Source organism: Salegentibacter maritimus (genome assembly GCF_016236975.1).
In the GTDB taxonomy this organism is placed as follows: domain Bacteria; phylum Bacteroidota; class Bacteroidia; order Flavobacteriales; family Flavobacteriaceae; genus Salegentibacter; species Salegentibacter maritimus.
Genome location: NZ_JAEHNY010000010.1, coordinates 16,560 through 39,344, shown reverse-complemented (window position 1 = coordinate 39,344; position 22,785 = coordinate 16,560). Strand labels below are relative to the sequence as shown.

At 37.0% G+C, this 22,785-nt stretch carries 23 protein-coding genes; 13 read left to right on the top strand and 10 right to left on the bottom strand.

Annotation, left to right across the window (positions count from 1 at the left end):
- Window positions 1-72: 72 nt before the first annotated feature.
- On the bottom strand, window positions 73-819 hold the full coding sequence (locus I6U50_RS11600) for a uroporphyrinogen-III synthase (protein ID WP_193710151.1): 747 nt from the start codon (window positions 817-819) through the stop codon (window positions 73-75).
- Between the two features lie 28 nt (window positions 820-847).
- Window positions 848-1,465 (bottom strand): DUF4271 domain-containing protein, encoded by a 618-nt coding sequence (locus I6U50_RS11595; protein WP_317192030.1) that lies wholly within the window; start codon window positions 1,463-1,465, stop codon window positions 848-850.
- Window positions 1,466-1,610: 145 nt separating this feature from the next.
- On the opposite strand from I6U50_RS11595, the gene I6U50_RS11590 reads away from it, so the two are divergent.
- From I6U50_RS11590 to I6U50_RS11580, 3 genes are read left to right on the top strand one after another with little or no spacing between them, the layout of a single operon-like run.
- Window positions 1,611-2,345: a polyprenol monophosphomannose synthase gene (locus I6U50_RS11590; protein ID WP_193710153.1), complete on the top strand. Its 735-nt coding sequence runs from the start codon at window positions 1,611-1,613 to the stop codon at window positions 2,343-2,345.
- Entirely contained in the window at window positions 2,342-3,685 is a 1,344-nt protein-coding gene (locus tag I6U50_RS11585) for a dihydroorotase (protein WP_193710154.1), read from the top strand. Before I6U50_RS11590 ends, I6U50_RS11585 begins: the two co-directional genes overlap by 4 nt.
- 1 nt (window position 3,686) lies before the next feature.
- The gene (locus I6U50_RS11580; RefSeq protein ID WP_198638949.1) at window positions 3,687-4,214 is read left to right on the top strand and encodes a DUF4296 domain-containing protein; all 528 of its coding nucleotides are present in this window, start codon (window positions 3,687-3,689) and stop codon (window positions 4,212-4,214) included.
- Here I6U50_RS11580 and I6U50_RS11575 read toward each other — a convergent pair.
- A complete protein-coding gene (locus I6U50_RS11575) occupies window positions 4,211-5,224 on the bottom strand; it encodes an NAD-dependent epimerase/dehydratase family protein (RefSeq protein WP_198638948.1) in 1,014 nt (337 codons plus the stop codon). The two genes, I6U50_RS11580 and I6U50_RS11575, sit on opposite strands and share 4 nt — an antisense overlap.
- A 175-nt stretch (window positions 5,225-5,399) precedes the next feature.
- Between I6U50_RS11575 and tyrS the strand changes: the two genes are divergently transcribed.
- Window positions 5,400-6,695, top strand: a complete 1,296-nt coding sequence (tyrS, locus tag I6U50_RS11570; protein ID WP_198638947.1) for a tyrosine--tRNA ligase — start codon at window positions 5,400-5,402, stop codon at window positions 6,693-6,695.
- Between the two features lie 226 nt (window positions 6,696-6,921).
- Here the strand turns inward: tyrS and I6U50_RS11565 are convergent, their stop codons facing one another.
- The 4 genes from I6U50_RS11565 to I6U50_RS11550 all read right to left on the bottom strand — a co-directional run bounded on the left by I6U50_RS11565 (window position 6,922) and on the right by I6U50_RS11550 (window position 12,517).
- Complete coding sequence (locus I6U50_RS11565) at window positions 6,922-7,899, bottom strand: LuxE/PaaK family acyltransferase (RefSeq protein WP_198638946.1); 978 nt, start codon at window positions 7,897-7,899, stop codon at window positions 6,922-6,924.
- 209 nt (window positions 7,900-8,108) lie between these two features.
- Window positions 8,109-8,453 carry a T9SS type A sorting domain-containing protein gene (locus I6U50_RS11560; RefSeq protein ID WP_198638945.1) on the bottom strand — a complete coding sequence of 115 codons (345 nt, stop codon included), beginning with the start codon at window positions 8,451-8,453 and terminating at the stop codon, window positions 8,109-8,111.
- 163 nt (window positions 8,454-8,616) lie between these two features.
- On the bottom strand, window positions 8,617-9,657 hold the full coding sequence (locus I6U50_RS11555) for a hypothetical protein (RefSeq protein ID WP_198638944.1): 1,041 nt from the start codon (window positions 9,655-9,657) through the stop codon (window positions 8,617-8,619).
- Window positions 9,658-9,715: 58 nt separating this feature from the next.
- Window positions 9,716-12,517, bottom strand: coding sequence for a TonB-dependent receptor (locus I6U50_RS11550; protein WP_198638943.1), 2,802 nt, complete (start codon window positions 12,515-12,517; stop codon window positions 9,716-9,718).
- Window positions 12,518-12,692: 175 nt separating this feature from the next.
- Between I6U50_RS11550 and I6U50_RS11545 the strand changes: the two genes are divergently transcribed.
- A complete protein-coding gene (locus I6U50_RS11545) occupies window positions 12,693-13,376 on the top strand; it encodes a response regulator transcription factor (protein ID WP_193710162.1) in 684 nt (227 codons plus the stop codon).
- On the top strand, window positions 13,376-14,461 hold the full coding sequence (locus I6U50_RS11540) for a sensor histidine kinase (protein ID WP_198638942.1): 1,086 nt from the start codon (window positions 13,376-13,378) through the stop codon (window positions 14,459-14,461). Before I6U50_RS11545 ends, I6U50_RS11540 begins: the two co-directional genes overlap by 1 nt.
- Here I6U50_RS11540 and I6U50_RS11535 read toward each other — a convergent pair.
- Entirely contained in the window at window positions 14,393-15,451 is a 1,059-nt protein-coding gene (locus I6U50_RS11535; RefSeq protein WP_198638941.1) for a glycosyltransferase, read from the bottom strand. The two genes, I6U50_RS11540 and I6U50_RS11535, sit on opposite strands and share 69 nt — an antisense overlap.
- A 68-nt stretch (window positions 15,452-15,519) precedes the next feature.
- Here I6U50_RS11535 and trmB point away from each other — a divergent pair, with 68 nt between their 5' ends.
- The 7 genes from trmB to I6U50_RS11500 all read left to right on the top strand — a co-directional run bounded on the left by trmB (window position 15,520) and on the right by I6U50_RS11500 (window position 20,207).
- Window positions 15,520-16,194 (top strand): tRNA (guanosine(46)-N7)-methyltransferase TrmB, encoded by a 675-nt coding sequence (gene trmB / locus I6U50_RS11530; protein WP_193710165.1) that lies wholly within the window; start codon window positions 15,520-15,522, stop codon window positions 16,192-16,194.
- A 7-nt stretch (window positions 16,195-16,201) separates the two neighbouring features.
- Window positions 16,202-16,825 carry a LysE family translocator gene (locus tag I6U50_RS11525; RefSeq protein WP_193710166.1) on the top strand — a complete coding sequence of 208 codons (624 nt, stop codon included), beginning with the start codon at window positions 16,202-16,204 and terminating at the stop codon, window positions 16,823-16,825.
- 2 nt (window positions 16,826-16,827) lie between these two features.
- Complete coding sequence (locus I6U50_RS11520) at window positions 16,828-17,157, top strand: MGMT family protein (protein WP_193710167.1); 330 nt, start codon at window positions 16,828-16,830, stop codon at window positions 17,155-17,157.
- 195 nt (window positions 17,158-17,352) lie between these two features.
- Window positions 17,353-18,486: an Mrp/NBP35 family ATP-binding protein gene (locus I6U50_RS11515; protein WP_198638940.1), complete on the top strand. Its 1,134-nt coding sequence runs from the start codon at window positions 17,353-17,355 to the stop codon at window positions 18,484-18,486.
- A complete protein-coding gene (locus I6U50_RS11510) occupies window positions 18,487-18,729 on the top strand; it encodes a NifU family protein (RefSeq protein ID WP_193710169.1) in 243 nt (80 codons plus the stop codon).
- Window positions 18,730-18,759: 30 nt separating this feature from the next.
- A complete protein-coding gene (locus tag I6U50_RS11505) occupies window positions 18,760-19,821 on the top strand; it encodes an NAD(P)/FAD-dependent oxidoreductase (RefSeq protein ID WP_198638939.1) in 1,062 nt (353 codons plus the stop codon).
- Between the two features lie 50 nt (window positions 19,822-19,871).
- Entirely contained in the window at window positions 19,872-20,207 is a 336-nt protein-coding gene (locus I6U50_RS11500; protein WP_193710171.1) for a 2Fe-2S iron-sulfur cluster-binding protein, read from the top strand.
- 166 nt (window positions 20,208-20,373) lie between these two features.
- Here the strand turns inward: I6U50_RS11500 and I6U50_RS11495 are convergent, their stop codons facing one another.
- Together I6U50_RS11495 and I6U50_RS11490 are read right to left on the bottom strand one after the other, a co-directional pair.
- Entirely contained in the window at window positions 20,374-21,183 is an 810-nt protein-coding gene (locus I6U50_RS11495; RefSeq protein WP_198638938.1) for a DUF3050 domain-containing protein, read from the bottom strand.
- A gap of 421 nt (window positions 21,184-21,604) precedes the next feature.
- The gene (locus I6U50_RS11490; RefSeq protein ID WP_198638937.1) at window positions 21,605-22,783 is read right to left on the bottom strand and encodes an acyl-CoA dehydrogenase family protein; all 1,179 of its coding nucleotides are present in this window, start codon (window positions 22,781-22,783) and stop codon (window positions 21,605-21,607) included.
- Between the last annotated feature and the right edge of the window lie 2 nt (window positions 22,784-22,785).

The following is a 22,785-nucleotide window of genomic DNA, read 5'->3' as shown; positions in this document are numbered from 1 at the left end:
TTTTATTAAAAAAATATATAAATGGAAGGTAATCTTAACTCAATAATTGAGGTTTAAAATTCTTCTATAGGTTTATTTCTTGTTGGTTTCTGCAATATATTTTTGCAGCGCCATAGTCATAGAGGGGGTATCTGGTGTTGGAGCTTTTATGTTTACGGTTAGCCCGTGCTCCTTGGCCGCTTTGATAGTGGTGTTGCCAAATACTGCTATTTTAGTTTGATTTTGTTTAAAATCGGGAAAATTTTCGAATAATGATTTTATACCGCTTGGGCTAAAGAAAACCAAAATATCATAAGTTACGTCCCGCAGGTCAGATAGATCGCTTACCACTGTTTTGTAAAAGGTTGCCTGTTTCCACTCCACACCTAGTTTGTTTAAGGTTTTAGGAACATCTGGCTTAAGCATATCTGAAGAGGGTAATAAGAATTTCTCGTTCTTATATTTCTTTATAAGCGGAGAAAGGTCGGCAAAGGTTCTTTTTCCTACATAAATTTTTCGTTTTCTATACACCACATATTTTTGTAGATAATAGGCTACGGCTTCACTCAAACAAAAGTATTTAAGACTATCTGGCACTTTGTAACGTAAATCCTCGGCGATCCTAAAGAAGTGATCTACAGCGTTACGGCTAGTAAGAATAATAGCTGAATAGCGGCTAAGATCTACTTTCTGCTGGCGAACCTCTTTAGAAGAAACGCCTTCTACATGGATAAAAGGGATGAAATCAATTTTTACTTTTTGTTTTTCCTCAAGCTCAAAATAAGGAGAGTTTTCTACTTTAGGCTCGGGTTGGGAAACTAAAATTGTTTTCACTTTCATATGTCAATACTTTTATTTTATCCCTTTTTTAAATTGTAATTAGCTTGTACAAAATAATATAAGGGGAAATTTCGAGAGCGCAAAGGTACAAAATAAAATAAAACCAATTAGCTGTAATAAGACTTTGATTTTTTCTGTAAATCAATAACAGGCTAAATATATTGGATAGGACTAAAATACCTAACAAGCTATATAAGCTCAAGGCAGTAGGAGTAAAGGTGTAAATAAATATTGAACCCGGAATTAATAATACAAGTCCTATAAAATTTCGATAGCTTATTTTTTGATAGAGGTAGGCGTCTATCTGGGCGTCTAAATAAAAAACGTTTCCAATAATTTTCTCCAGCCCAAACTTTAACAATACAAAACTAGCATAAGCGGTGGCAATTCTAATGAATAAAAAAAGCGGCTCTAAAGACGATTCTGTCCAGAAGAAATTAAAAAACAAGAAAAAAATAAGCGAGAAAGAGATAAGGTGAACAAAGAAAAGCAATATGTTAAAAGGATGAAAAGCCTTGTTCTTTTTTCCTCTAAACACCATAAATTTGTTAGAGGCAAGTAGGGACATAAAATCGTCGAACCGCTGCGGATATGCGGTTCTCACGATGGCTAATATTAGGAATGCCCCCATTAAGGTTAGGGTAATCCAATCTATAGAGCTTATATGTCTTTCTACAGCTTCCAGTATTAAAATTTTTATGCAAATGTATAATTATTTTGAGGTTAAAACTTGAAGATTAAGAAGGGAAACGAAGATTTAAAATGCCTACATTTGTGCAAAAACTGGTAAGATGGTAAAGGGGATAGTTATTATACCCACCTATAATGAGATTGAAAACATTGAGCGTCTGGTTAGAAATGTGTTTTCGCAGCAGAAAGAATTTCATATTTTGGTGGTAGACGATAACTCTCCAGATGGCACCGCAACCAGGGTTAGAACATTGCAAGCCGAGTTTCACGATAGTCTTTTTCTTGAAGAGAGAGTAGGGAAACTTGGTTTGGGAACTGCTTACATTCACGGTTTTAAATGGGCCTTACAACGGGATTATGAATATGTTTTTGAGATGGATGCCGATTTTTCCCATAACCCAAACGACCTGGTAAGATTGTTTAATACCTGTAAAAGAAATGATGCCGATGTGGCTATAGGTTCCCGCTATGTTACCGGTGTAAACGTAATTAACTGGCCCATGAGCAGGGTTTTATTATCCTGGTTGGCGTCTAAATATGTAAGATTTATTACCGGTATGGATATTCATGATACCACGGCCGGTTTTATTTGTTATAAACGGAAAGTGCTCGAAACTATAGACCTGGATAGTATTCAGTTTGTGGGCTATGCGTTTCAGATAGAAATGAAGTTTAAAGCATATTTGTTAAAATATAAATTAGAGGAAGTTCCTGTGATATTTACCGATAGAACACAGGGAACTTCGAAAATGAGTGGCTCTATAATTTCCGAAGCTATTTTTGGTGTAATAATAATGAAGATAAAAAGTCTTTTTAAGCAGATTAAATTGAAATGAAGAAGGTCTTAATAAAAAATGCGAAGATTGTAAATGAGGGTAAAATAATTGAAGCCGATGTTTTTATTGAAGGCGGAATTATTGTAGAAATTTCAGAAAGTATTAGTGCTAAATCCCCCGATGTACAAATCTTTGATGCCGAAGGTACGCATTTACTACCCGGAGTAATAGACGATCAGGTGCATTTTAGAGAACCGGGACTTACCCATAAAGAAAACATAGAAATGGGTTCGAAGGCAGCAGTGGCCGGGGGAATTACCTCTTTTATAGAAATGCCCAATACGCTTCCACAAACAACTACCATCGAAAAACTTGAAGAAAAGTTTAAACTGGCTGAAGCTAAATCTTATGCTAACTATTCTTTTATGTTTGGTGGAACCAACGATAACCTGGAAGAGATTCTAAAGGTAGATCCCAAAACTACAGCGGCTCTAAAATTGTTTTTAGGTTCTTCTACAGGTAATATGTTGGTAGATAATGAAAAAGTCTTGGAGCAAATTTTTTCAAAATCCCCTTTACTTATCGCTGTTCATTGCGAAGATGAAGAAACCATACAAAATAACCTTCAGGAATATATAGAACGTTATGGAGATGATATTCCAATTGAAGAACATCCTAATATTAGAAGTGCCGAGGCGTGTTATAAATCTTCTTCCCGAGCTGTGGCGCTTGCCAAGAAAACAGGAGCCAGATTACACGTGTTTCATGTTTCTACAGAAAAAGAATTAAGTTTATTTAGCAATAAACAAAAGCTAAAAGACAAGAAAATAACTGCAGAGGTTTGTATTCATCATCTTTGGTTTAATGATTCAGATTATAAGAAAAAAGGAACCTTAATAAAATGGAATCCTGCTGTAAAGACTAAACAAGATCAGGAAGCTTTGATGAAAGCTTTAAATAACGATTTGTTGGATGTGGTGGCTACAGATCATGCACCACATACCAAAGAAGAAAAGAAAAATGTATATACCAAAGCCCCAAGCGGTGGCCCATTAGTGCAGCACTCACTTGCAGCAATGTTACAATTCTATCACCAGGAAAAAATTTCTTTAGAGAAAATTGTTGAAAAAATGTGCCATAATCCGGCAATCTTGTTTCAAATAAAAGATCGCGGATTTATTAGGGAAGGTTATAAAGCCGATTTAGTCCTGGTAGATCTTAATGCACCCTGGTCGGTTCAGGCAGATAATATTCAGTATAAGTGTGGCTGGTCTCCTTTTGAGGGCGTGACTTTTAAATCTAGGGTAACTCATACCTTTGTAAATGGAAATTTAGTATATAGAAATTTCAAGCATCAGGCTTTTGCTCCGGTAGCAGAGCGTTTGCAGTTTGATAGATAATATGTTGAAGAAAATTATTTTATTGCTTTGTGTTGTTGCGACATTTATCGCCTGCCAGAATATTGAAAAATCTGAAAAACCGGAAAACCTTATCCCTGAAGATAAAATGGTAGATATTATTACAGAAATTTCCCTGTTGCAATCTGCCAGGAACTTTAGTAAACGTATTTTTGAAAGTACCGGGATTCAAGGGCAGGAATACGTATTTGAGAAGTATAAAATAGATAGTATCCAATTTAAACGCAGCAACGATTATTACGCTGATAATTATGAAATTTATCAGCGTATTTATGATAGTGTAAAGCAGGGTTTTGAAAGGCTGAAAGTGAAATTAGATACTCTGCAGCTACAGGAAAAGAGGATTAAAGACTCTATTGCTACCGCGAGAAAAGATTCTTTAAAGAAAGCGGGAGATACTATAGAGCCAGATTTTGAGGAGTTGTCAGATACAATTACAAAAGAAAAAGACAGCCTTATTGAAACTAAACCGGTTGTTGATAGTCTTACTACGCCGGTGTCTAGAAATTAGGTGTTGTCTTTTTTATAAAACTTAGCTGTTTCAATAATTACTTCTTTTACTGGGGTAAATTTAAAATCAATATGTTGCCTAATCTTTTGGTTGGTATAAAAACTATCCTGAAATAAAGTCTTCACCGTATTTTTTGTAATGCTTTTTTTTGCACCAAAAAAGCCGCCAATTTTCTGGAAAAACCATCCCATCCATAGCATCCATTTTTTGAGTTCTTTTTTAGGCGTAGGCTTGTTTAATGCAGTGGCGGTTAGGTCAAAAACCGTTTTAAAGCTAAGATTTTCTGAGACCAATATGTAATCTTCGGTTTTAATCTCGCTCTCCATTAGTTGTTGCATTGCACAAACTACATCCTTTACGCCAACGAAACCAGCTGTTTTGGGGAAGTGATATTTCATTCCCTTATTAATTTTTGAGAAAATTTGGCCGGTACCTTCTCTCCAAAACCCCGGTCCAATAATAATCCCGGGCTTTACAATTACGGTAGGAACACCTTCCTGGGTGCCTCGCCAAATCTCAATTTCGGCACCATACTTAGATATGGCGTAGTCGCTGTGGTCTTCTTCGGGGTTCCAAATACTTCCTTCGTTAATTTCCTTGTTTTTTAAACTTTTTCCAAGGGCAGCCACACTACTTACGTAACACAACTTCTTAATATTAAATGCGATGCAAAGATTAACTATGTTAGCAGTACCTTCAATATTAATTTTTCTAAGCTCTTTGTCATCTGTAGGATTAAAAGAAACCAGTGCTGCACAATGATAAACATAGGCTACATTCTCGAAAGCTTTATTGAGTTGAGGTATATTTGTGATATCGGCTTCAAACCATTCAATCTTTTTGAATAGGCTTGTTGCTTCTTCTATAGAAGTATAATATTTAAAAACACGCTCAACTGCTTTTAGATCGCTATTTTTTCTGTGAAGAGCCCTAATTTTTTTACCGGCTTTTAATAAATTCAACAATAAATGTGAACCTACAAGTCCGGTGCCGCCTGTAACTAAAATCATGTGGTAAATATACCAAAACCACTTAGGAAAAATAAGAGTTTATATTATCTTTACTTTTTAATCCTATTTTATTTCTCCCGGCTTTTTACTGAAGTTTAAAATTTTCGTTAATAGTGCTTTTGTGGTGCTGGCTTTAAGGGAGATACTATTATTTTTGTGCAAAATTATTAGAATTATGAATAAGAACTTTGTAGAAGAGCTTACCTGGAGAGGTATGTTGCATGATGTAATGCCTGGTACCGAAGAGCATTTAAAAGAAGCAATGCGATCTGCCTATGTTGGAATAGATCCCACTGCAGATTCTCTTCATATAGGCCATTTAGTGAGTGTTATGATGCTTAAGCATTTTCAGTTGTGTGGGCATAAACCTTATGCTTTAATTGGTGGTGCTACAGGAATGATTGGCGATCCATCTGGAAAATCTGCAGAACGAAATCTACTTGATGAAAAGACTTTGCAGCATAATCAACAGGCAATAAAAAACCAGCTTTCTAAATTTTTGGAGTTTGGAAAGGATGAAGAAAATGCCGCGGTAATGGTGAATAACTACGACTGGATGAAAAACTTTAGTTTTCTTGAGTTTATTCGTGATGTAGGCAAGCATATTACTGTAAATTATATGATGGCCAAAGATTCGGTTAAGAAACGATTAACTTCTGACGCTGCCGAAGGAATGTCTTTTACCGAATTTACGTATCAAATGGTGCAGGGCTATGATTTTCTGCATTTATTCAAAGAAAAGGATTGCACGCTGCAAATGGGTGGTAGCGACCAATGGGGTAACATTACCACCGGTACAGAGATGATTAGGCGTATAGGTAATGGGAAAGGTTATGCTTTAACCTGCCCGCTGATAACCAAAGCCGATGGGACTAAATTTGGGAAAACTGAAGGTGGGAATGTTTGGCTTGATCCCAAGCGTACTTCTCCCTATAAATTCTACCAATACTGGCTAAATACCAGTGATGTTGATGCCGAAAAGTATATTAAAATATTTACTCTTTTAAATAAGGAAGAGGTTGAAAAAATTGTAAAGGAGCATAAAGAAGCCCCTCATATGCGTTTGCTGCAAAAAACTTTAGCAGAAGAAGTGACTGTTATGGTACATTCTAGAGAAGATTATGAGAATGCTTTAAAAGCTTCTGAAGTGCTCTTTGGAAAAAGTACCGCTACCGATTTAAAATCTTTAGATGAAGCTACTTTTTTAGATGTTTTTGAAGGGGTTCCCCAGGCCGAAATTACTAAAACCGAAATAGAAGCCGGTTTGGATATGATTGGAGCTCTAGCTGCTAAAACCAATTTTTTACAGTCTAATGGTGAAGCCAGAAGAGCCCTTAAAGAAAATTCTGTTTCTGTAAATAAAGAAAAGGTAAAAGAGGATTACACCATTACCACAAATGATCTTATTAATAATAAATATGTAATTCTTAATAAAGGAAAGAAAAATACCTATATAATTAGAGTGGTGTAGATAAATACAAAACCCCGTAAACAGGATGTTTGCGGGGCTTGCAACTAACTAACCAATCTAATATGAAAAAATTTCACTTAGTTGTAAGAATCAACGCAGTTTATTGAATTGTCATCTTACATATAGTAAGTCGATAAAACCCCTGAAAATTTACAGAGTTTAATATTTTTTAACTATAACTGATTGATTTTTAAGTTTTTATTAGCTAATGTTTTTCTTGATTATTTTATAGGACTAAGAGGTTGCACCCTCTAATATCGCTATTATCAAACCTTCCAAGAATCTCTGTGAGGTTTTTATCTTTTTTTCTCCCTAAATCTTGTGTGGCTATAAATGAACAAGAGTTAAAATTTGCCAGATCTATTACGTTTATGCCGCCGGTTTTGTTATGTGGGAGGTAATTTAGGGCATCTTCGGGATCCCGTATAAGAAGTTTCATCCAGGCAGGAGTCTCAAAAATACCATCGCCAGTAGAGTAGGCTTGCGAAAGTAATTCTGTCATTCCATATTCACTATGAATTTTGCCTACTCCAAATCCGTTGGCAAGAACCTTGTGCAATTCTTCGCGAATCATTTCTTTACGTCTTCCCTTCATTCCACCGGTTTCCATGATTATGGTATTTTTTAGCTGAAAATCGTAGGTTTCTATCAAATCCAGCAATGCAAACGAAACTCCTAACAACAAGATTTTTTTGCCGTTCTTATCTAAGACTTTAAGTTGTTCTTGTAGAGCTTTAAGATTGTCAAGATAGAAGCCGCTTTCGGGGTGCTTACTGCATTTTATTAAGCTATCGGCCATATAGATTAATGACGAACCCTGGCGTTCTAAATAAGAGGGTAGAAGTGCTAAAATTACCATTTCTTCGGGATTTCCATAAAATTCTTTAAAAGCTTTAAAAAAGCTTTCTTCGTAAACCCTTAAATCGGTAACGTAATGCTTGCTGGTAGTGTTGCCGGTAGTTCCGCTACTGGTAAAAGTAATTTCAGTTTTGGCTCGCGAAGAAACAATTTTCTTTTTTTTAAAAAATTCTATGGGTAAAAATGGAATATCTTCTACCAGAAAAACGTTTTGAGGAGTACGTTGTAGTAATAAACAAAACTCTTTATAAACAGGATTATGTTGAAACTGATAAGAAAAAACTTCAAGGCTAATCTCGTCAAAATCTTGTTGGCTAGAAATATTAAAAATTCTTTCAGCTAGCATTCTTATAGGAATTTAGAAAAGCGAAGGTAAGAAATATTGGGTAGCAGTTTGCCGTAAATAACTTTACTTGATAATCGCGGTTTATCACGGTAGTTATTGTGACTTTAAAGCTTGCTTTGAAATTAAAAGTTTATTTCCAACTAATGCCTCGTGGGCTTGGCTTTAGGTAGTTTGCTGGCAGATTTTTTAGGAACCTATTGCAAAGCGAATTACCGCACCACTAATTTTCTGGTTGCCGTAGCTTTTTCTTCCTTAATTTTTAGAATATAGATCCCTGCGCTAAGATCGGACACATCAAGCTCTCTTCCTCTTAATTTTGTACGTTGTACAGGCTTCCCTAAAACATTATAAATCTCAATATCCTTGTACTTGTTTTGTGAAGTGCTAATGTAGACTTTTCCGTTGGTAACCGGATTAGGATAAATAGATAGGCCTTCTATAGGAATTTCAGTTTTATTCCCCAGGCTGGTAGTATCCTGAGCATAAACTGCATTTGGAGCAGCAAACGTTAGGAAAACAGCTATTATGAAAGTATAGAAGTAGTATTGCTTCATTCTTTGTGCTAGGGGTTTGTACAAACTTACAATAAAATTTTCAAAAATCCTGCCAAGTTTATTGCTCTTTGAGTATTAATTTTTTATTAAAAAAATGGGCTGTCTGAAAATCTTTTCAAACAGCCCATTTAAGCTAAGTTATTCTTACTAAACCTGTTTTATATTATTTTACCCAGTTAAATAAGGCAATATCTACTGTAGCATCTATTTCATATGTTGCTTCCAGGCTTGCAGTTTCTCCTTCAATTTGAATTGCAGAAAGATCGGTTCTTTCCTCTTCTGTAATATCAATAGCGGTGTCGTATCCAGAAAGTGAAAGTCCATTTATTGTGGCTCCAGACTGTGCCTTAAACTGTAATGCTACACCTCCGGTTGAAGAAACAGCAGTAAAGTTTTCTATAGTTGGATTTCCGTTTACTCCATCTGCTTCAATGGCAGTAGAGAAATTTTCTATATCATGATAAACATAGGTGTTTGTAACAGTACCGTTCCAGCCTTCTGTCCAGTCTACTGCATCATCTTCGTTGTTTTCTAAATATAGATTGGTAGCTGAAACCGAACCACCAAAGAATTCAACTCCATCATCAGAACCGTTTAAGATGGCGATGTTTTCAACAGTTGTTTCAGACCCAACTCCATAAAGAGAAAGTCCGTTGTACTGGGAATCTAAGCTAATTTGAGCTCCGGCATCGGCAAGTATAAGGTACTCTATAGAACCAGAGTTGTCTTCAGGATTACTCCCGCCATAGATAATTCCACCAACTTCGGCAGTGGCATTTACACCAGCGGTAGTTTCAGCATCACCGGCAATAATGAGTCCGCCCCAGCTTCCTCTTTCGGCACTGGATGATCTCATAACTACCGGTGCCGTAGCAGTACCCTGAATATCTATCATAGCTCCTTTTTGTACTACAATATAAACACCTGTTGCATCTTCATCAGAATCTGCAATAATTTCAGTACCGGCCGGGATGGTTAAGGTTACTCCTGCTTCTACAGAAAATATGCCGGTAAGATTATAAGTTTCACTCGCATCTAAGGTGCGATCTTCTTCCAGGCTACCTTTAAGTTCGGTTCCTTCTGGTGTTGTTGATGGATCGTCGTCATCCAGTCTTTCAAATGAATCATCAGAGCTACAGCTTGTGATGCTAAGCCCAAGTGTAAGGGCTAGTGTTGGTAAAAATCTGTTTTTAAAAATCTTCATAATTTAGGTTTTAATAAAATTGAATGGTTAAAATTTATAATTGAATGCTTATTAATTATTAAAATGAATAGTTTACTCCAAGACTTAAAATAGCGCCTCTGGTATAAGACCTTACAGTTTGTGTGGCTTCTATACCCGTTGAGCTAGGTCTAATATCCTGTACTCTTTCTATTTCAGGATTTAAAAGATTTTGCCCGCGGAATTGAAATCCCCAATGCTCGCCAAAGCTTTTGCTTACCACAAGATCCAGAGTTACAAAACCTTTTTCAATAATTTCGTCGTTATAGAATATATCGCCATCATTCTGAGCTTCAGGAGCACCAAGTGCATATATTTTATCTGAAGCGTAATTACCAACTAACGAGGCACTAAAAGGGTTCTCTGATTCGGTGGAGAAATTTAAAGAACCATTGAAAATCCAATCTGAGGCTCCCTGAAGGCCAATTTCACTTTTGTTATTGTATTTAAAAGTTCTAATAAAGGTTTCTCCGTCAAATACATCTTTAAGATCTTGCTTGTGCCACATTCTTGAAGCGTTAAAAGCAATATCAAGGTCGAGTCCTTCCGGGGTTTCATTATCAATTACCTCTAGTCTTGTCTCTAGTTCCAGCCCGTAAATATTAGCTTCCTCTCCTGCGTTGAAGTAAGAGAATATACCTGCAGCTCCTCTATCCTGAACTTTATTAATAGGGTTAGCGATGTTTTTATAGAATCCGGTTAAGGAGATTAACTGTCCTGAAGACGGAAATAGTTCGTATTTTAAATCGAAATTTAAATTGTTGGAAGCATCAAGATTTGGATTTCCCCTTGTTACCTGCCCTGTTTGAGAAACATACTCAAAAGGGGCAATTTCTTTAAATTCAGGTAGTGTAATTGTTTTGCTTGCCGAGAACCTGATATTTGAATTCTCGGTTGGGGATAACTTGAAATTTAAACTCGGATAAATGTTATTATATGACTGATTGGAAAACTCCGGGAGGTTTGTAGGATAGTTGTTAACATCAAAGTCTACATTAAGTTTGTCCTCCTGAAAACGAGCTCCTAAGTTTACATTCCAATTGTCTTTTCCATAGTTGAAATTTACAAAGCCACCATAAGATTGTAATTCGGCATTATAAAAATCGGGGGTTAGCTTTTTAATTTTTAGGTCTCCACTTCTAAAGTTATCTATAACAAAAATGCTTGATAAATTATCTAAAGAAGTAGGGTTAAAGGTGTTTGTTTTTCCTTCAATAACGCCGAAAAAACGGGAAACAAAATCTCTTTGTTTGTTTCTGTAGCTTCCGCCAAAGTCAACAAAGATATTTTTGGTAATTTCTTCATTTTCTTGCGGGTTTACAAAGGTGATTCTATCCTCGACATATGCATTTATCTCGTTGTCTTTAATTTTTTGCGAAGATTTTCTTTGTTGGTAACCGCCCGTTCTTCCCAATTGAATAAAATCTTCGCCATCGTAATTCACTTCATTTCTTATTCGGTTTGGCTCATCGGCATTAACAAGGTTATAACCTAGCCCCCAATTTAATTGGTTGTTGTCTGCTAGTTTGTGTGTACCGTGCAACTGATTAATCCATAAGCGAGTTTGCTTTATATTTTGGTCGCGTACAAACTGGTTAAGGCCTTCGCCGGGATTGGTTTCTTCAAAAACAACGCCTTCGCCATTTCTACCACTTTCGTAAACTTCATCGGTAAGTTTGTTTATAAAAAGGCTTGTCGCTTTAATCTCGTTATTCTCGTTAATTTCGTAAAGCACATCAAGCATTCCGGTGGTATTGTCGGTTTGAGTGAAGTTCTCTACATCGGTAAAATAATCGTAGCGGTTATTGTTTCGGTATTCGGTAAATTCACCTTCACGATATTCAAATTTGCGCGACTGTGAAGCCGTTAAGAGTACTTTTAGTTTTTCGCCAAATTTCTTTCCGGCTGTTAAAGCATATCTGCGGTTAATAGGTGCATCTGCGGTTTGCGGGTTCCAGGTTTGATTGTAAAGGCTATATTCAACAGGGATATTTTGTGTATGAAAACCAAAATAAGCGTTGTCTTGGTTTGGACTTACCTTAAAATCGCCAAACTGGCCTATCGCATTGGTGTTAACGCCTGCTCTAATTCCCAGGTCAAACTCTTCGCTTCCTACTAATTCACGGGATTCAATATCTATATTTCCCGAAGCCTGATCTGCAGAGTAAGAGGGAGAATAAGTTTTGCTTATTCCTACACTTTTAATAACTCGTGTTGGAAAAAGGCCTAAGTCTATATTTTTACGTTCCACATCGTCTGATGGGATTGGTAATCCGTTTAAAGTAGTATAAAGGTAGCGGTCACCTAAACCTCTAACAAAGATATCCCCGGAAGCCTCACTACTGGTTACCCCTGAGATTTTAGTGGTAGCAGTACCGGCATCAGAGACCCCTATTTTGGCCAATTCCTGGGCGCCAATACTCTCCTTTATTTGTATGGCACTTTTTTGTTCTAAAAGTAATGCTACTTCAGAATCCTGTCTTGAAACCGTAGAAATAACAACTTCATCTAATGATGCTGCACTGGCTCCAAGTCCTGTGTTAACTTCGGTAACTTTTCCGGCAACAACTTCTACATTTGGAATTTCCAGTGTTTCGTAACCTATAAAGCTAAATTCTACGCTATAAGTTCCGGGTTCAATATTTTTTAAAGCATATAAACCGTCAAAATCTGAAGTAGTTCCTTTGTTTATGTCTTTAATAATTACATTGGCAAAAGGCAAAGGTTGGTTCTCTGTCTCATTGTCAGATAATCTTCCGGCAATTGTACCGGTAGTTTCGTTTTGCGCTAGCATTGTTGTACTTAACAAAAGCAAGCTAAAAATAGATAGATAATTCTTCATCACTGTGTTTCATTCTGTGCTGCAAATTAAAGGGTGTAGTGTAAAGCCTTTGTTAAGTTGAAATTATGCGTTTGTGATTATTATGTTAGGTTAAGGTTACCAAGTGGGGTGGGCTTACAAAAGTTCAAATTTATGGTTACTTTTACCTCATATTTACCAATTCAATAAGACCGAAATGAAAAAAAAAGACATCAAAATTTTACTGGTAGACGATGAGCCGGATATTCTGGAAATTGTTGCTTACAATCTTTCTTCGGAAGGTTACCAGGTAATAACAGCAGATAATGGTGCCGATGGGGTAAAGCTTGCAAAAAAGAAAAAACCACAGCTTATTATCCTTGATGTGATGATGCCCGAAATGGATGGTATTGAAGCCTGCTCCCAGATTAGAAAATTGCCGGAGCTGGAAGATACAATTATCACCTTTCTTACCGCAAGGGGAGAGGATTATTCTCAAATGGCCGGTTTTGATGCCGGAGCAGACGATTATATAACCAAGCCTATTAAGCCAAAAGTTTTAGTGAGCAAGGTAAAAGCTTTGCTTAGACGCTTTAAAGATGATACGACCACTTCTAATGTTGTAAAAATTAAAGACCTTATTATTAACCGAGACGAGTATAAAGTAATTAAGAGTGGTGAAGAGATAATTTTACCAAGAAAAGAGTTTGAATTACTCTCATTGCTGGCCTCAAAACCGGGAAAAGTCTTTAAACGAGAAGATATCCTTGATAATGTATGGGGTGCGGAAGTTGTAGTTGGCGGACGTACAATAGACGTACACATTAGAAAGTTGAGGGAAAAAATTGGCGACGAATGTTTTAAAACTGTAAAAGGTGTGGGCTATAAGTTTGTTGTTTAATGGCAAAAAAGTTTAAACGTTCATATAAGTTTGCGATAAAGACTTCACTCTATATTACCGTATTTTTGAGTGTGGTGTTGGCAGGCTTTGCACATTTTACCAGTGGCCTTTTACTTGGCCCTTTTTTTACTTTTATACTTATTACCTATTTTGTTTCTTTTTTTATTATCCAATATAGGGTAGAACATTTTATTTATAAGCGAATAAAAAAGATATACGATAATGTTTCACTTCTGGAATCTACTAGCCTAAGTCCTAACCGGGTTACTACCGATATGGCTACACTTACCCGCGAAGTTGAAAAATTTACCAAAGACAAGAAGCTGGAGATAGATAGCCTTAAGGTTCGCGAAACCTATAGAAAAGAATTTATGGGTAATGTCTCCCACGAACTTAAAACTCCTTTATTTACAGTTCAGGGGTACATACTTACCTTGCTTGATGGTGCCATGAAAGATAAAACGATACGTAAAAAATATTTGCAGCGTGCAAGTAAAGGTGTAGAACGTCTTATTTATATAGTTCGGGATTTAGATATGATTACCAAACTGGAGACAGGAGACCTCCATTTAGAAAAAGAAGATTTTAATATTGTAGAAATAATTCAGGGCTCATTTGACCTTCTGGAAATGAAGGCTGCAAAAAAGAATATCACGCTTACTTTTGATATTGATTACGATAAACCTATTTGGGTTTATGGCGACAGGGATCGAATTCAGCAGATTTTAACGAATCTAATTGTAAACTCTATCAAATATGGAAAGGAGGACGGGACTACCGAAATTAGTATAGAAAACCTTATAAAAAATAAGGTGATAGTTCGGGTAACCGATAATGGTGAAGGAATTGAAGAAGAAAACCTCCCTCGTGTTTTTGAAAGGTTTTACCGTGTAGATAAAAGTGGCTCCAGAAAGGAAGGCGGTTCGGGTTTAGGGCTCTCTATAGTGAAGCATATTATTGAAGCCCACGATGAAAAAATATATGTAGAAAGTGTTTTTGGTGTGGGTAGTGAATTTTCATTTACGCTCGAAAAAAGTAAAGATATCCCCGAAATCGACACTGAAATTGCAACCCCCGAAGCCTGAAAAATATTTTGAATCCTCAAGTTTTGAAATTGTAAAATTTTCCTGTTGACAATAAGCTGCAACACCTTGTTTCATAAATTTTTTGGCTAAATACTGTTGTTCGTATTGTCCCGGGGTAGGGATAAAAAATGCTTTTTTTTCTAGTTTGGCCAAATCCATTATACTGGAGTATCCAGAACGGCAAATAATTAAATCGCTTTCCAGAATCACTTTTTGCAGGGCTTCTGAAGTTAAGTAATTTTTGATGTAGATATTCTTATTACTAGATAACATCTCCTTTTCGTTTATCACTCCTCTTACCAGGATAATTTTTTTGTCAGATGCTTTAAACGAGTAAAGTAACTTTTTTTCAAGCATTGTTCTTTGGGGTTCTGGCCCCGATAAGATTACTGCATAATTATATTTTTTTGGTAGAGGCGTATTCTTAAATCGGCTAAGCGGCCCAATATACTTCACATTTGCAGGTGTTTTTTTTAAATGTCCCATCATACCGCTTAAATTGTTGCTTCCAGGTAGATCGGGAACCCAACATTCATTAAACTTTGAAATATATTTTTGGTGCATATTACTGCTTAAATAGGTGGTGCTGCCACTTAGAACATTTAGCTGATGGGTAATAAAAACAGAGTTAATTTTACTATGTCTGCAGCCAAATCGGTTGTCTGAAATTATTCCGGAAAATTTATAAGCTTCAACAAGCCTTTTAACCTCCTTTTTTTCCCTATTTATTGCTTTTAGAATTCCTGGAGTTTCCCTAAGTAATTTCCATTTAAAAGTGTGGGCAGATTTGCTATAGGAAATATTATAGGAAGGTAGTTCGAAAGCTCTAATATTGGGGAATTCTTTTTTTAGTAATTCCAGCGCAGCCCCGTCTGAAGCGATAAAAACCTTGAAATCGTGCTCTTGCAAGGCTTTAATAATTGGGGTACATCGTGTAGCATGGCCAAGTCCCCAATTTAAAACCGCTACTAAAATTCGTTTCTTAGGCATATATCAAATATATTATTAATGGCCTGTGCGCTATTTTCTTTAGTTTTACCAAAATATTAAATTAAGGCGTGGGAAGTAAAAATAAACTAAGACGATTTAGGGAGAACGAAACATTTGAAAATGTAATACAGCCCTCCCGGGAAGAATTGGAGAAGGACCAGTTTAAATTAAAAGGAAATTGGAAAAAAGATTTCTTTAAAAACAATAATCCTATAGTGTTGGAATTGGGTTGTGGGAAAGGAGAATATACCATAGGTCTTTCTAAACAGGATTCGGGAAAGAATTTTATAGGAATAGACATTAAAGGTGCCCGTTTTTGGAGAGGAGCAAAAACTGCCCTGGAAGAAGACCTGGCAAACGTTGCTTTTCTAAGAACTCAAATAGAATTAATAGATCGGGTTTTTGCAGAAGACGAGGTAGATGAAATTTGGATCACTTTTCCCGATCCGCAAATTAAATATAAGCGTACCAAACACCGCTTAACAAACAGCGAGTTTCTTCAAAAATATAAACATATTTTAAAAGCCGAAGGACTGGTGAACCTTAAAACCGATAGTGAATTTATGCATGGCTACACGCTTGGCTTGCTTCATGGCGAAGGTCATGAAGTTCTTTATGCGCATCACGATATCTATAAAAATGAATATTCTCCAAAAGAAGTAAGGGAGATTCAAACTTTCTACGAAAAACAGTATCTTGAGCGGGGAAAACCAATAACCTATATTCAATTTAGAATAAAATAAGTCCCTTTTGGAAGAAACAAAGCTTTTTCTAATTACTTATTTTGCGGCACTACTTGGAGTCGTGCCGCCGGGTTTGGTAAATATGACCGTGGCTAAAACCTGTGTTGAAAAAGGAAAGAAAAATGGGCTTTATGTTGCATTTGGGGCTACTATTGTAGTTATTATTCAAGCTACCGTTGCTGTTTTACTGGCAAAATATATATTTAAAAATGAATTTGTCCAGAATGTTCTACTGCGTACAGGCCTGGTTGTATTTATACTCTTAAGTATTTATTTTTTTATTCAGGCAAAAAAGCGAGGGGGTATTGAACATAAATCAAGCAAGGCAAATTCCAATAGCATCTTTAAGGGAATGCTGGTGGCCGGCCTAAATATTTTTCCGGTTCCTTACTTTGTGGCCATAGCAGGGGCATTAAATATTGGGGTGGGAAGCTCTTACGATTGGTCCCGGATTGTCGCGTTTATTTTGGCCGCTTCCCTGGGCAGTTTTACTACCTTGTATGCTTATGTGCTTTCTTTTGTTAGAATTGAAAAACAGGCAGAAGCTTTTTCAAAATATTCCAATTATTTTATGACCGCACTAATGCTCATCTTAGTTATTGTTACGCTTATAAGAATTTATTACGCCTAGTTTTGGAAGAAAAAAGTTTTTTTGAAAGGGTTTACGATGTGGTGAGACAAATACCAGGCGGAAAAGTTACATCTTATGGTGCGATCGCAAAAAGTATAGGTGCGGCAAAAAGTGCGAGAATGGTGGGCTATGCTATGAATTCGGCAAAAGACCTGGACGATGTGCCTGCACACCGGGTGGTGAATAGAAATGGACTCCTTACCGGTAAAAGTCATTTTGGCGATCATAGTGCAATGCAACAAATGTTAGCTGCCGAAGGTGTTAAAGTGAAGGATAATAAAGTGCAGGATCTTGAAAAATACTTTTGGGATCCCGTGGAAGAAATAAAATAGAAATTTTGCTCATAATAACACTATAGCTTTGCTTTATTCCTGAATAAATCAATTATGGTCAAATACTTCGTTTTCTTAGCTTTTACACTTATATTTGCGTTTAGAATGAATCTATATAAGCTGCATGAATTATAGAAAATATTTAACAGGCAGCTAAAAGTATCCTGACTTTTTGGGATAATAAATATTTTTTAAATGAAGTTAGACAGAAAAGAAATATTAAAAGCGCTTGGAACTATCTCTGTGGCCGGAGAAGGTAAAAACATGGTGGAAAGCGGGATTGTTCAAAATGTAATGAGCTTTGGGGACGAGGTAGTGGTAGATTTGGTGATGCAAACTCCTGCTTTACATATTAAAAAACGGGCAGAGGTAGATGTAATGAAGGCTATCCATGAGCATGTAAACCAAAAAGCAAAGGTAAAAGTAAATATAAAAGTAGAAGCTGCCGATAAAAAGCCGGAAATTAAAGGAAAAGCTATTCCCGGAATTTCCAATATTATTGCTGTAGCTTCCGGAAAAGGAGGGGTTGGTAAATCTACGGTAACGGCGAACCTGGCAGTAACTTTGTCTAAAATGGGTTTTAGAGTAGGAATTTTAGATGCCGATATTTATGGACCTTCTATTCCTATGATGTTCGATGTAGAAGCTGAAAGACCTCTTTCGGTAAATGTAGACGGAAAGTCTAAAATGAAGCCTGTAGAAAATTACGGCGTAAAAGTTCTTTCTATCGGTTTTTTTACCAAACCAAATCAGGCAGTAATTTGGCGTGGGCCAATGGCCGCTAAAGCTTTAAATCAAATGATATTTGATGCAGCCTGGGGCGAGCTGGATTTTTTACTGGTAGACCTTCCCCCGGGAACCGGAGATATCCATCTATCAATTATGCAGTCACTTCCAATTACCGGTTCGGTAGTGGTTAGTACCCCTCAAAATGTTGCTTTGGCCGATGCTAAGAAAGGAGTAGCGATGTTCCGCCAGGAAAGCATTAATGTTCCTGTTTTGGGTATCGTAGAGAATATGGCTTATTTTACGCCAGAAGAGTTGCCGGAAAATAAATATTATATCTTCGGAAAAGAAGGTGCTAAAAATCTTTCAAAAGATATTGATGCACCGTTTTTAGGTGAAATTCCACTTGTTCAAAGTTTAAGGGAATCTGGAGATATTGGTCGCCCTGCAGCCTTGCAAGAGTCAACACCCCTGGAAACCGCTTTTCAAAATATTACCCGGGAAATGGTACAGGAAACAGTAAATAGGAACAAAAGTCTACCTCCAACAGAAGCCATTAAGATTACTACAATGGCAGGATGTAGTGCAGTTAAACAAAAATAAATGACGAGCGAAGAAGTAAAAATAAATGTAGAGAAAGCGCTAGACGAGATCCGTCCTTTTTTGGAAAGTGATGGTGGTAATATTTCTTTGATCTCTATCGAGAACGATCGGTTGGTTAAAGTTCGTTTGGAAGGTGCGTGTGTAGACTGTACCGTAAACCAAATGACGCTTAAATCTGGAGTAGAAATGACAATTAAAAAGTATGTACCGCAAATAGAAAGTGTGGTAAATATTCAAAAATAGGTTCTAGCCTGGTACAAATTTGCAGACAACATGATTAAAACCGATATACTTATAATTGGTGCGGGTCCAACGGGCCTTTTTGCGGTTTTTGAAGCCGGATTATTAAAACTAAAATGTCATTTGATAGATGCGCTTCCCCAACCGGGAGGGCAATGTTCAGAGATTTATCCAAAAAAGCCAATCTACGATATTCCGGGATTTCCCGAGGTTTTGGCCGGAGATCTGGTAACGAATTTAATGGAACAAATAAAGCCTTTTGAACCGGGGTTTACGCTTGGGGAACGGGCGCAGACCATAGATAAACAAGAGGACGGTAGTTTTATAGTTACCACTAATAAGGGAACTAAACATCACGCTCCTGTTGTTGTAATAGCGGGTGGTTTGGGAAGTTTTGAGCCAAGAAAACCCCCAATTGCCAATATAGCCAATTTCGAAGACAAAGGGGTAGCTTATATCATTAGGGAGCCTGAGGTTTATCGGGATAAAAAAGTGGTAATTGCCGGTGGTGGCGATTCAGCGTTAGATTGGGCTATTTATTTAGCAGATGTTGCTTCAGAAGTATCGCTGGTACACCGAAGAAACGATTTCCGCGGTGCTTTAGATTCTGTAGAGAAAGTAGAAGAACTTTCAAAAATTGGAAAAATAAACCTTATTACCAATGCTGAGGTAACTGATCTTAAAGGGGAAAATGAGTTGGAAAGTGTAGTGATTACCCATAAGGCTTCAGCTTCCGAAAAAGAAATTAAGGAGACCGATTACTTTATTCCTCTATTTGGTCTTTCCCCAAAATTGGGTCCTATTGCCGACTGGGGATTGGAGATAGAAAAGAATGCGATTAAAGTTGATAATTCTTACGATTACCAAACCAATATCCCCGGGGTTTATGCTATTGGAGATGTGAACACTTATCCCGGAAAACTAAAATTGATTTTATGTGGTTTTCACGAGGCGGCCATTATGTGTCAAAGTGCTTACCAACGTATATTTCCAGATAAAAAGTATGTGATGAAGTATACTACTGTAAGTGGAGTTAATGGTTTTGATGGTAGTAAAAAGGAGGCGAAAAAAGAAGTTGTAAAGAGTATAAATTAAAAGATTAAACCTCATGGGCTTTCAATATCTGTGAGGTCTTACATAAGATTATGTCTGATATAAAAATAACAATAATAGACCGGGAAGGGGAAGCTCATGTGGTAGATGCTCCAACAGATATGAATATGAACCTTATGGAGGTAGTTCGTTCTTATGAACTTGCCCAGGAAGGTACCATTGGAATTTGTGGAGGTATGGCTATGTGTGCCTCGTGCCAGTGCTATATTCTTAATTTAGAACATGTTTTACCCGAGCAAAGTATGGAGGAGGAAGATATGCTAGACCAGGCATTTTTTGTGGAAGATAATAGCCGATTAAGTTGCCAGATTCCTATTACTGAACAATTAGATGGTTTGGAGGTAAAGCTTGCTCCTGAAGCACCTTAAAATTATTTTTAGACGTCACCCTGAACTTGTTTCAGCTTCTAAGATGTTTTGATTATCAATATTTTAGATCCCCGATAAAAAATCGGGGCAGGCTCTGAAATAATCCCGAAAGCTTTTGCAACAGAAGGACGATGGTGTAAGGTTTATTTGTTGTTAAAGGAATCCTTTAAACCGTTTGTAATTTTCTGGAATCTATATTCTCTGAAATTTCCTTTTCAATGCCCTTCCATAGTTCTAAACGGGCATCAAGGGCTTTTTCTGCGGTAAGATAGACTTCTTTCCATTTTTCTTCATCATTGCCACAAAGCTCTTCTATCATTTTAAAAGCCATGGGGCCGTGCTCATCACCATCTAGCTCTATATGCCTGTCAAAATAGTATTTAAAAAGGCTAAGGTCTTCTTTAGGGAAATTCTTTTGTACGTTCTCTATAATAGAGTTAAACATGCTGGGGATTAAGCCTTCGCGGCCAAATGTAAAGGCCGAGGCTATTTTATGGGTTTCTCCTTCATCAATAACTTCAAAAGTGTTTTTCAGAAAGATTTTTATATTATGGGGAAGTTTTGTGGCTGCAATTAGTAGAAAAATATCTGTACCATGGGAAACCTGTAGTAAAAAATCGGTGATTTTTTTTGTGTCAGCACCGCTTTTTTCCATAGCATCCAGGTACATTTCAAAATGGCTTTGACGATCTCCGAAGTAATTAATATCGGTTTCTTCGGCCAGTACAATTTCATTGATTAGATATCTTATCTCCGGATTGCCAACCGGAACCCACGGATTAGTGGTTCTGGTAAATTTTTCCTGTAAAGCAGTAAGCAACGACATAAAATCCCAAACGGCAAAAACGTGATGCTCCATGAATATCCGTAAATGCTCGGGGGTGGTTATTTGTTGATATAAAGAATGATCTAAAAGTTGGTTTACTTTAGGCTGTAGCGCCCTGTTTACCTCGTCTATTTTATTTTTCTTTCCCATGCTGCAAAAGTAAGCTTCTCTTTAGGATTTGTAAAATATAAACATTGATTTAAAATTGAATTAACGCTCAATTTCAGCTTTTTGAAGTATATTAAACCTATGAAATTTCAGGGTTTGCAATTTTATAATGTGATCGTTTTTTATTCAAATAAGTCTAAAGATTATTTGCAATTAGATGGGGTAGTGGCCAAAAAACCAAAACCCCTTAAAAAAGAATGCTGTGAAAAATACAAAAAGGGCAAACGTTGTAAACGCTGCCCTTGCTTTGATTTATTGTAATAATAAGTCAACCTGATTGGTCACTTCGAGCGGAGTTGAGAGGTCAGGATTTAATATATTATGTCTTTTAACAAGCTTAGATGCTGGGCTCGAGATGACGAAATTTAGCATGACGCTTTAATGGGTTTCGTAAAATGTCTAATTATTGAAATGCCGGGATTCCGGTAATATCCATTCCAGTTATTAGTAAATGTATATCGTGAGTACCTTCGTAAGTAATTACACTTTCCAGGTTCATCATATGTCTCATGATGCTGTATTCGCCGGTAATTCCCATTCCACCTAAAACCTGGCGTGCTTCACGGGCAATATTTATAGCCATCTCCACATTATTCCTTTTCGCCATAGAGATTTGAGCTGATGTAGCTTTGTTTTCATTTCGTAACACTCCAAGTCTCCAGGCTATAAGCTGTGCCTTGGTGATTTCAGTAATCATTTCTGCCAATTTTTTCTGCTGAAGTTGTGTGGCGGCAATTGGTTTATCAAACTGTATGCGTTCTTTTGCATAGCGCAAGGCAGTATCATAACAATCCATAGCTGCGCCTATGGCGCCCCAGGCAATACCGTAGCGTGCAGAGTCAAGGCAGCCTAAAGGGGCTCCCAGTCCGCTTTTATTCGGCAATAAATTTTCTTTAGGTACTTTTACGTTATCAAAGATAAGCTCCCCGGTTGCACTGGCACGTAGCGACCATTTATTATGGGTTTCGGGAGTAGAAAAACCTTCCATACCTCTTTCTACTATGAGTCCGTGAATACGGTTGTTTTCGTCTTTGGCCCAAACTATAGCAAGATCGGCAAAAGGAGCGTTAGAGATCCACATTTTAGCTCCATTAAGTAGATAATGATCACCCTTATCTTTAAAATTGGTGGTCATTCCACCGGGATTAGAGCCGTGATCTGGTTCGGTAAGACCAAAACAGCCTATAAATTCTCCTGAAGCTAATTTTGGAAGGTATTTTTTGCGCTGTTCTTCTGTACCATATTTAAAAATTGGATACATTACCAACGAACTTTGAACAGATGCTGTAGAACGTACCCCGCTGTCGCCGCGTTCAATTTCCTGCATGATAAGTCCGTATGAGATTTGATCCAGGCCGGCGCCACCGTATTCCTCTGGAATATATGGGCCAAAAGCTCCAATCTCGGCTAAGCCGCTAATTATAGATTTTGGGAATTCTGCTTTTTGGGCAGCATCTTCTATTATTGGAGACACCTGTCGTTTTACCCATTTTCGGGCGGCATCACGCACTATTTTATGTTCATCTGTAAGTAGCTCGTCAAGATTGTAATAATCAGGAGCCTGGAAGTTATCTGTTCTCATTT

Bases quoted from the DNA above. Each gene is read 5' to 3' on its own strand.
- I6U50_RS11600 (WP_193710151.1), bottom strand. From the start codon at position 819: ATGAAAGTGAAAACAATTTTAGTTTCCCAACCCGAGCCTAAAGTAGAA.
- I6U50_RS11590 (WP_193710153.1), top strand. From the start codon at position 1,611: ATGGTAAAGGGGATAGTTATTATACCCACCTATAATGAGATTGAAAAC.
- I6U50_RS11585 (WP_193710154.1), top strand. From the start codon at position 2,342: ATGAAGAAGGTCTTAATAAAAAATGCGAAGATTGTAAATGAGGGTAAA.
- I6U50_RS11580 (WP_198638949.1), top strand. From the start codon at position 3,687: ATGTTGAAGAAAATTATTTTATTGCTTTGTGTTGTTGCGACATTTATC.
- I6U50_RS11575 (WP_198638948.1), bottom strand. From the start codon at position 5,224: ATGATTTTAGTTACAGGCGGCACCGGACTTGTAGGTTCACATTTATTG.
- tyrS (WP_198638947.1), top strand. From the start codon at position 5,400: ATGAATAAGAACTTTGTAGAAGAGCTTACCTGGAGAGGTATGTTGCAT.
- I6U50_RS11565 (WP_198638946.1), bottom strand. From the start codon at position 7,899: ATGCTAGCTGAAAGAATTTTTAATATTTCTAGCCAACAAGATTTTGAC.
- I6U50_RS11560 (WP_198638945.1), bottom strand. From the start codon at position 8,453: ATGAAGCAATACTACTTCTATACTTTCATAATAGCTGTTTTCCTAACG.
- I6U50_RS11555 (WP_198638944.1), bottom strand. From the start codon at position 9,657: ATGAAGATTTTTAAAAACAGATTTTTACCAACACTAGCCCTTACACTT.
- I6U50_RS11550 (WP_198638943.1), bottom strand. From the start codon at position 12,517: ATGAAGAATTATCTATCTATTTTTAGCTTGCTTTTGTTAAGTACAACA.
- I6U50_RS11545 (WP_193710162.1), top strand. From the start codon at position 12,693: ATGAAAAAAAAAGACATCAAAATTTTACTGGTAGACGATGAGCCGGAT.
- I6U50_RS11540 (WP_198638942.1), top strand. From the start codon at position 13,376: ATGGCAAAAAAGTTTAAACGTTCATATAAGTTTGCGATAAAGACTTCA.
- I6U50_RS11535 (WP_198638941.1), bottom strand. From the start codon at position 15,451: ATGCCTAAGAAACGAATTTTAGTAGCGGTTTTAAATTGGGGACTTGGC.
- I6U50_RS11515 (WP_198638940.1), top strand. From the start codon at position 17,353: ATGAAGTTAGACAGAAAAGAAATATTAAAAGCGCTTGGAACTATCTCT.
- I6U50_RS11510 (WP_193710169.1), top strand. From the start codon at position 18,487: ATGACGAGCGAAGAAGTAAAAATAAATGTAGAGAAAGCGCTAGACGAG.
- I6U50_RS11505 (WP_198638939.1), top strand. From the start codon at position 18,760: ATGATTAAAACCGATATACTTATAATTGGTGCGGGTCCAACGGGCCTT.
- I6U50_RS11500 (WP_193710171.1), top strand. From the start codon at position 19,872: ATGTCTGATATAAAAATAACAATAATAGACCGGGAAGGGGAAGCTCAT.
- I6U50_RS11495 (WP_198638938.1), bottom strand. From the start codon at position 21,183: ATGGGAAAGAAAAATAAAATAGACGAGGTAAACAGGGCGCTACAGCCT.
- I6U50_RS11490 (WP_198638937.1), bottom strand. From the start codon at position 22,783: ATGAGAACAGATAACTTCCAGGCTCCTGATTATTACAATCTTGACGAG.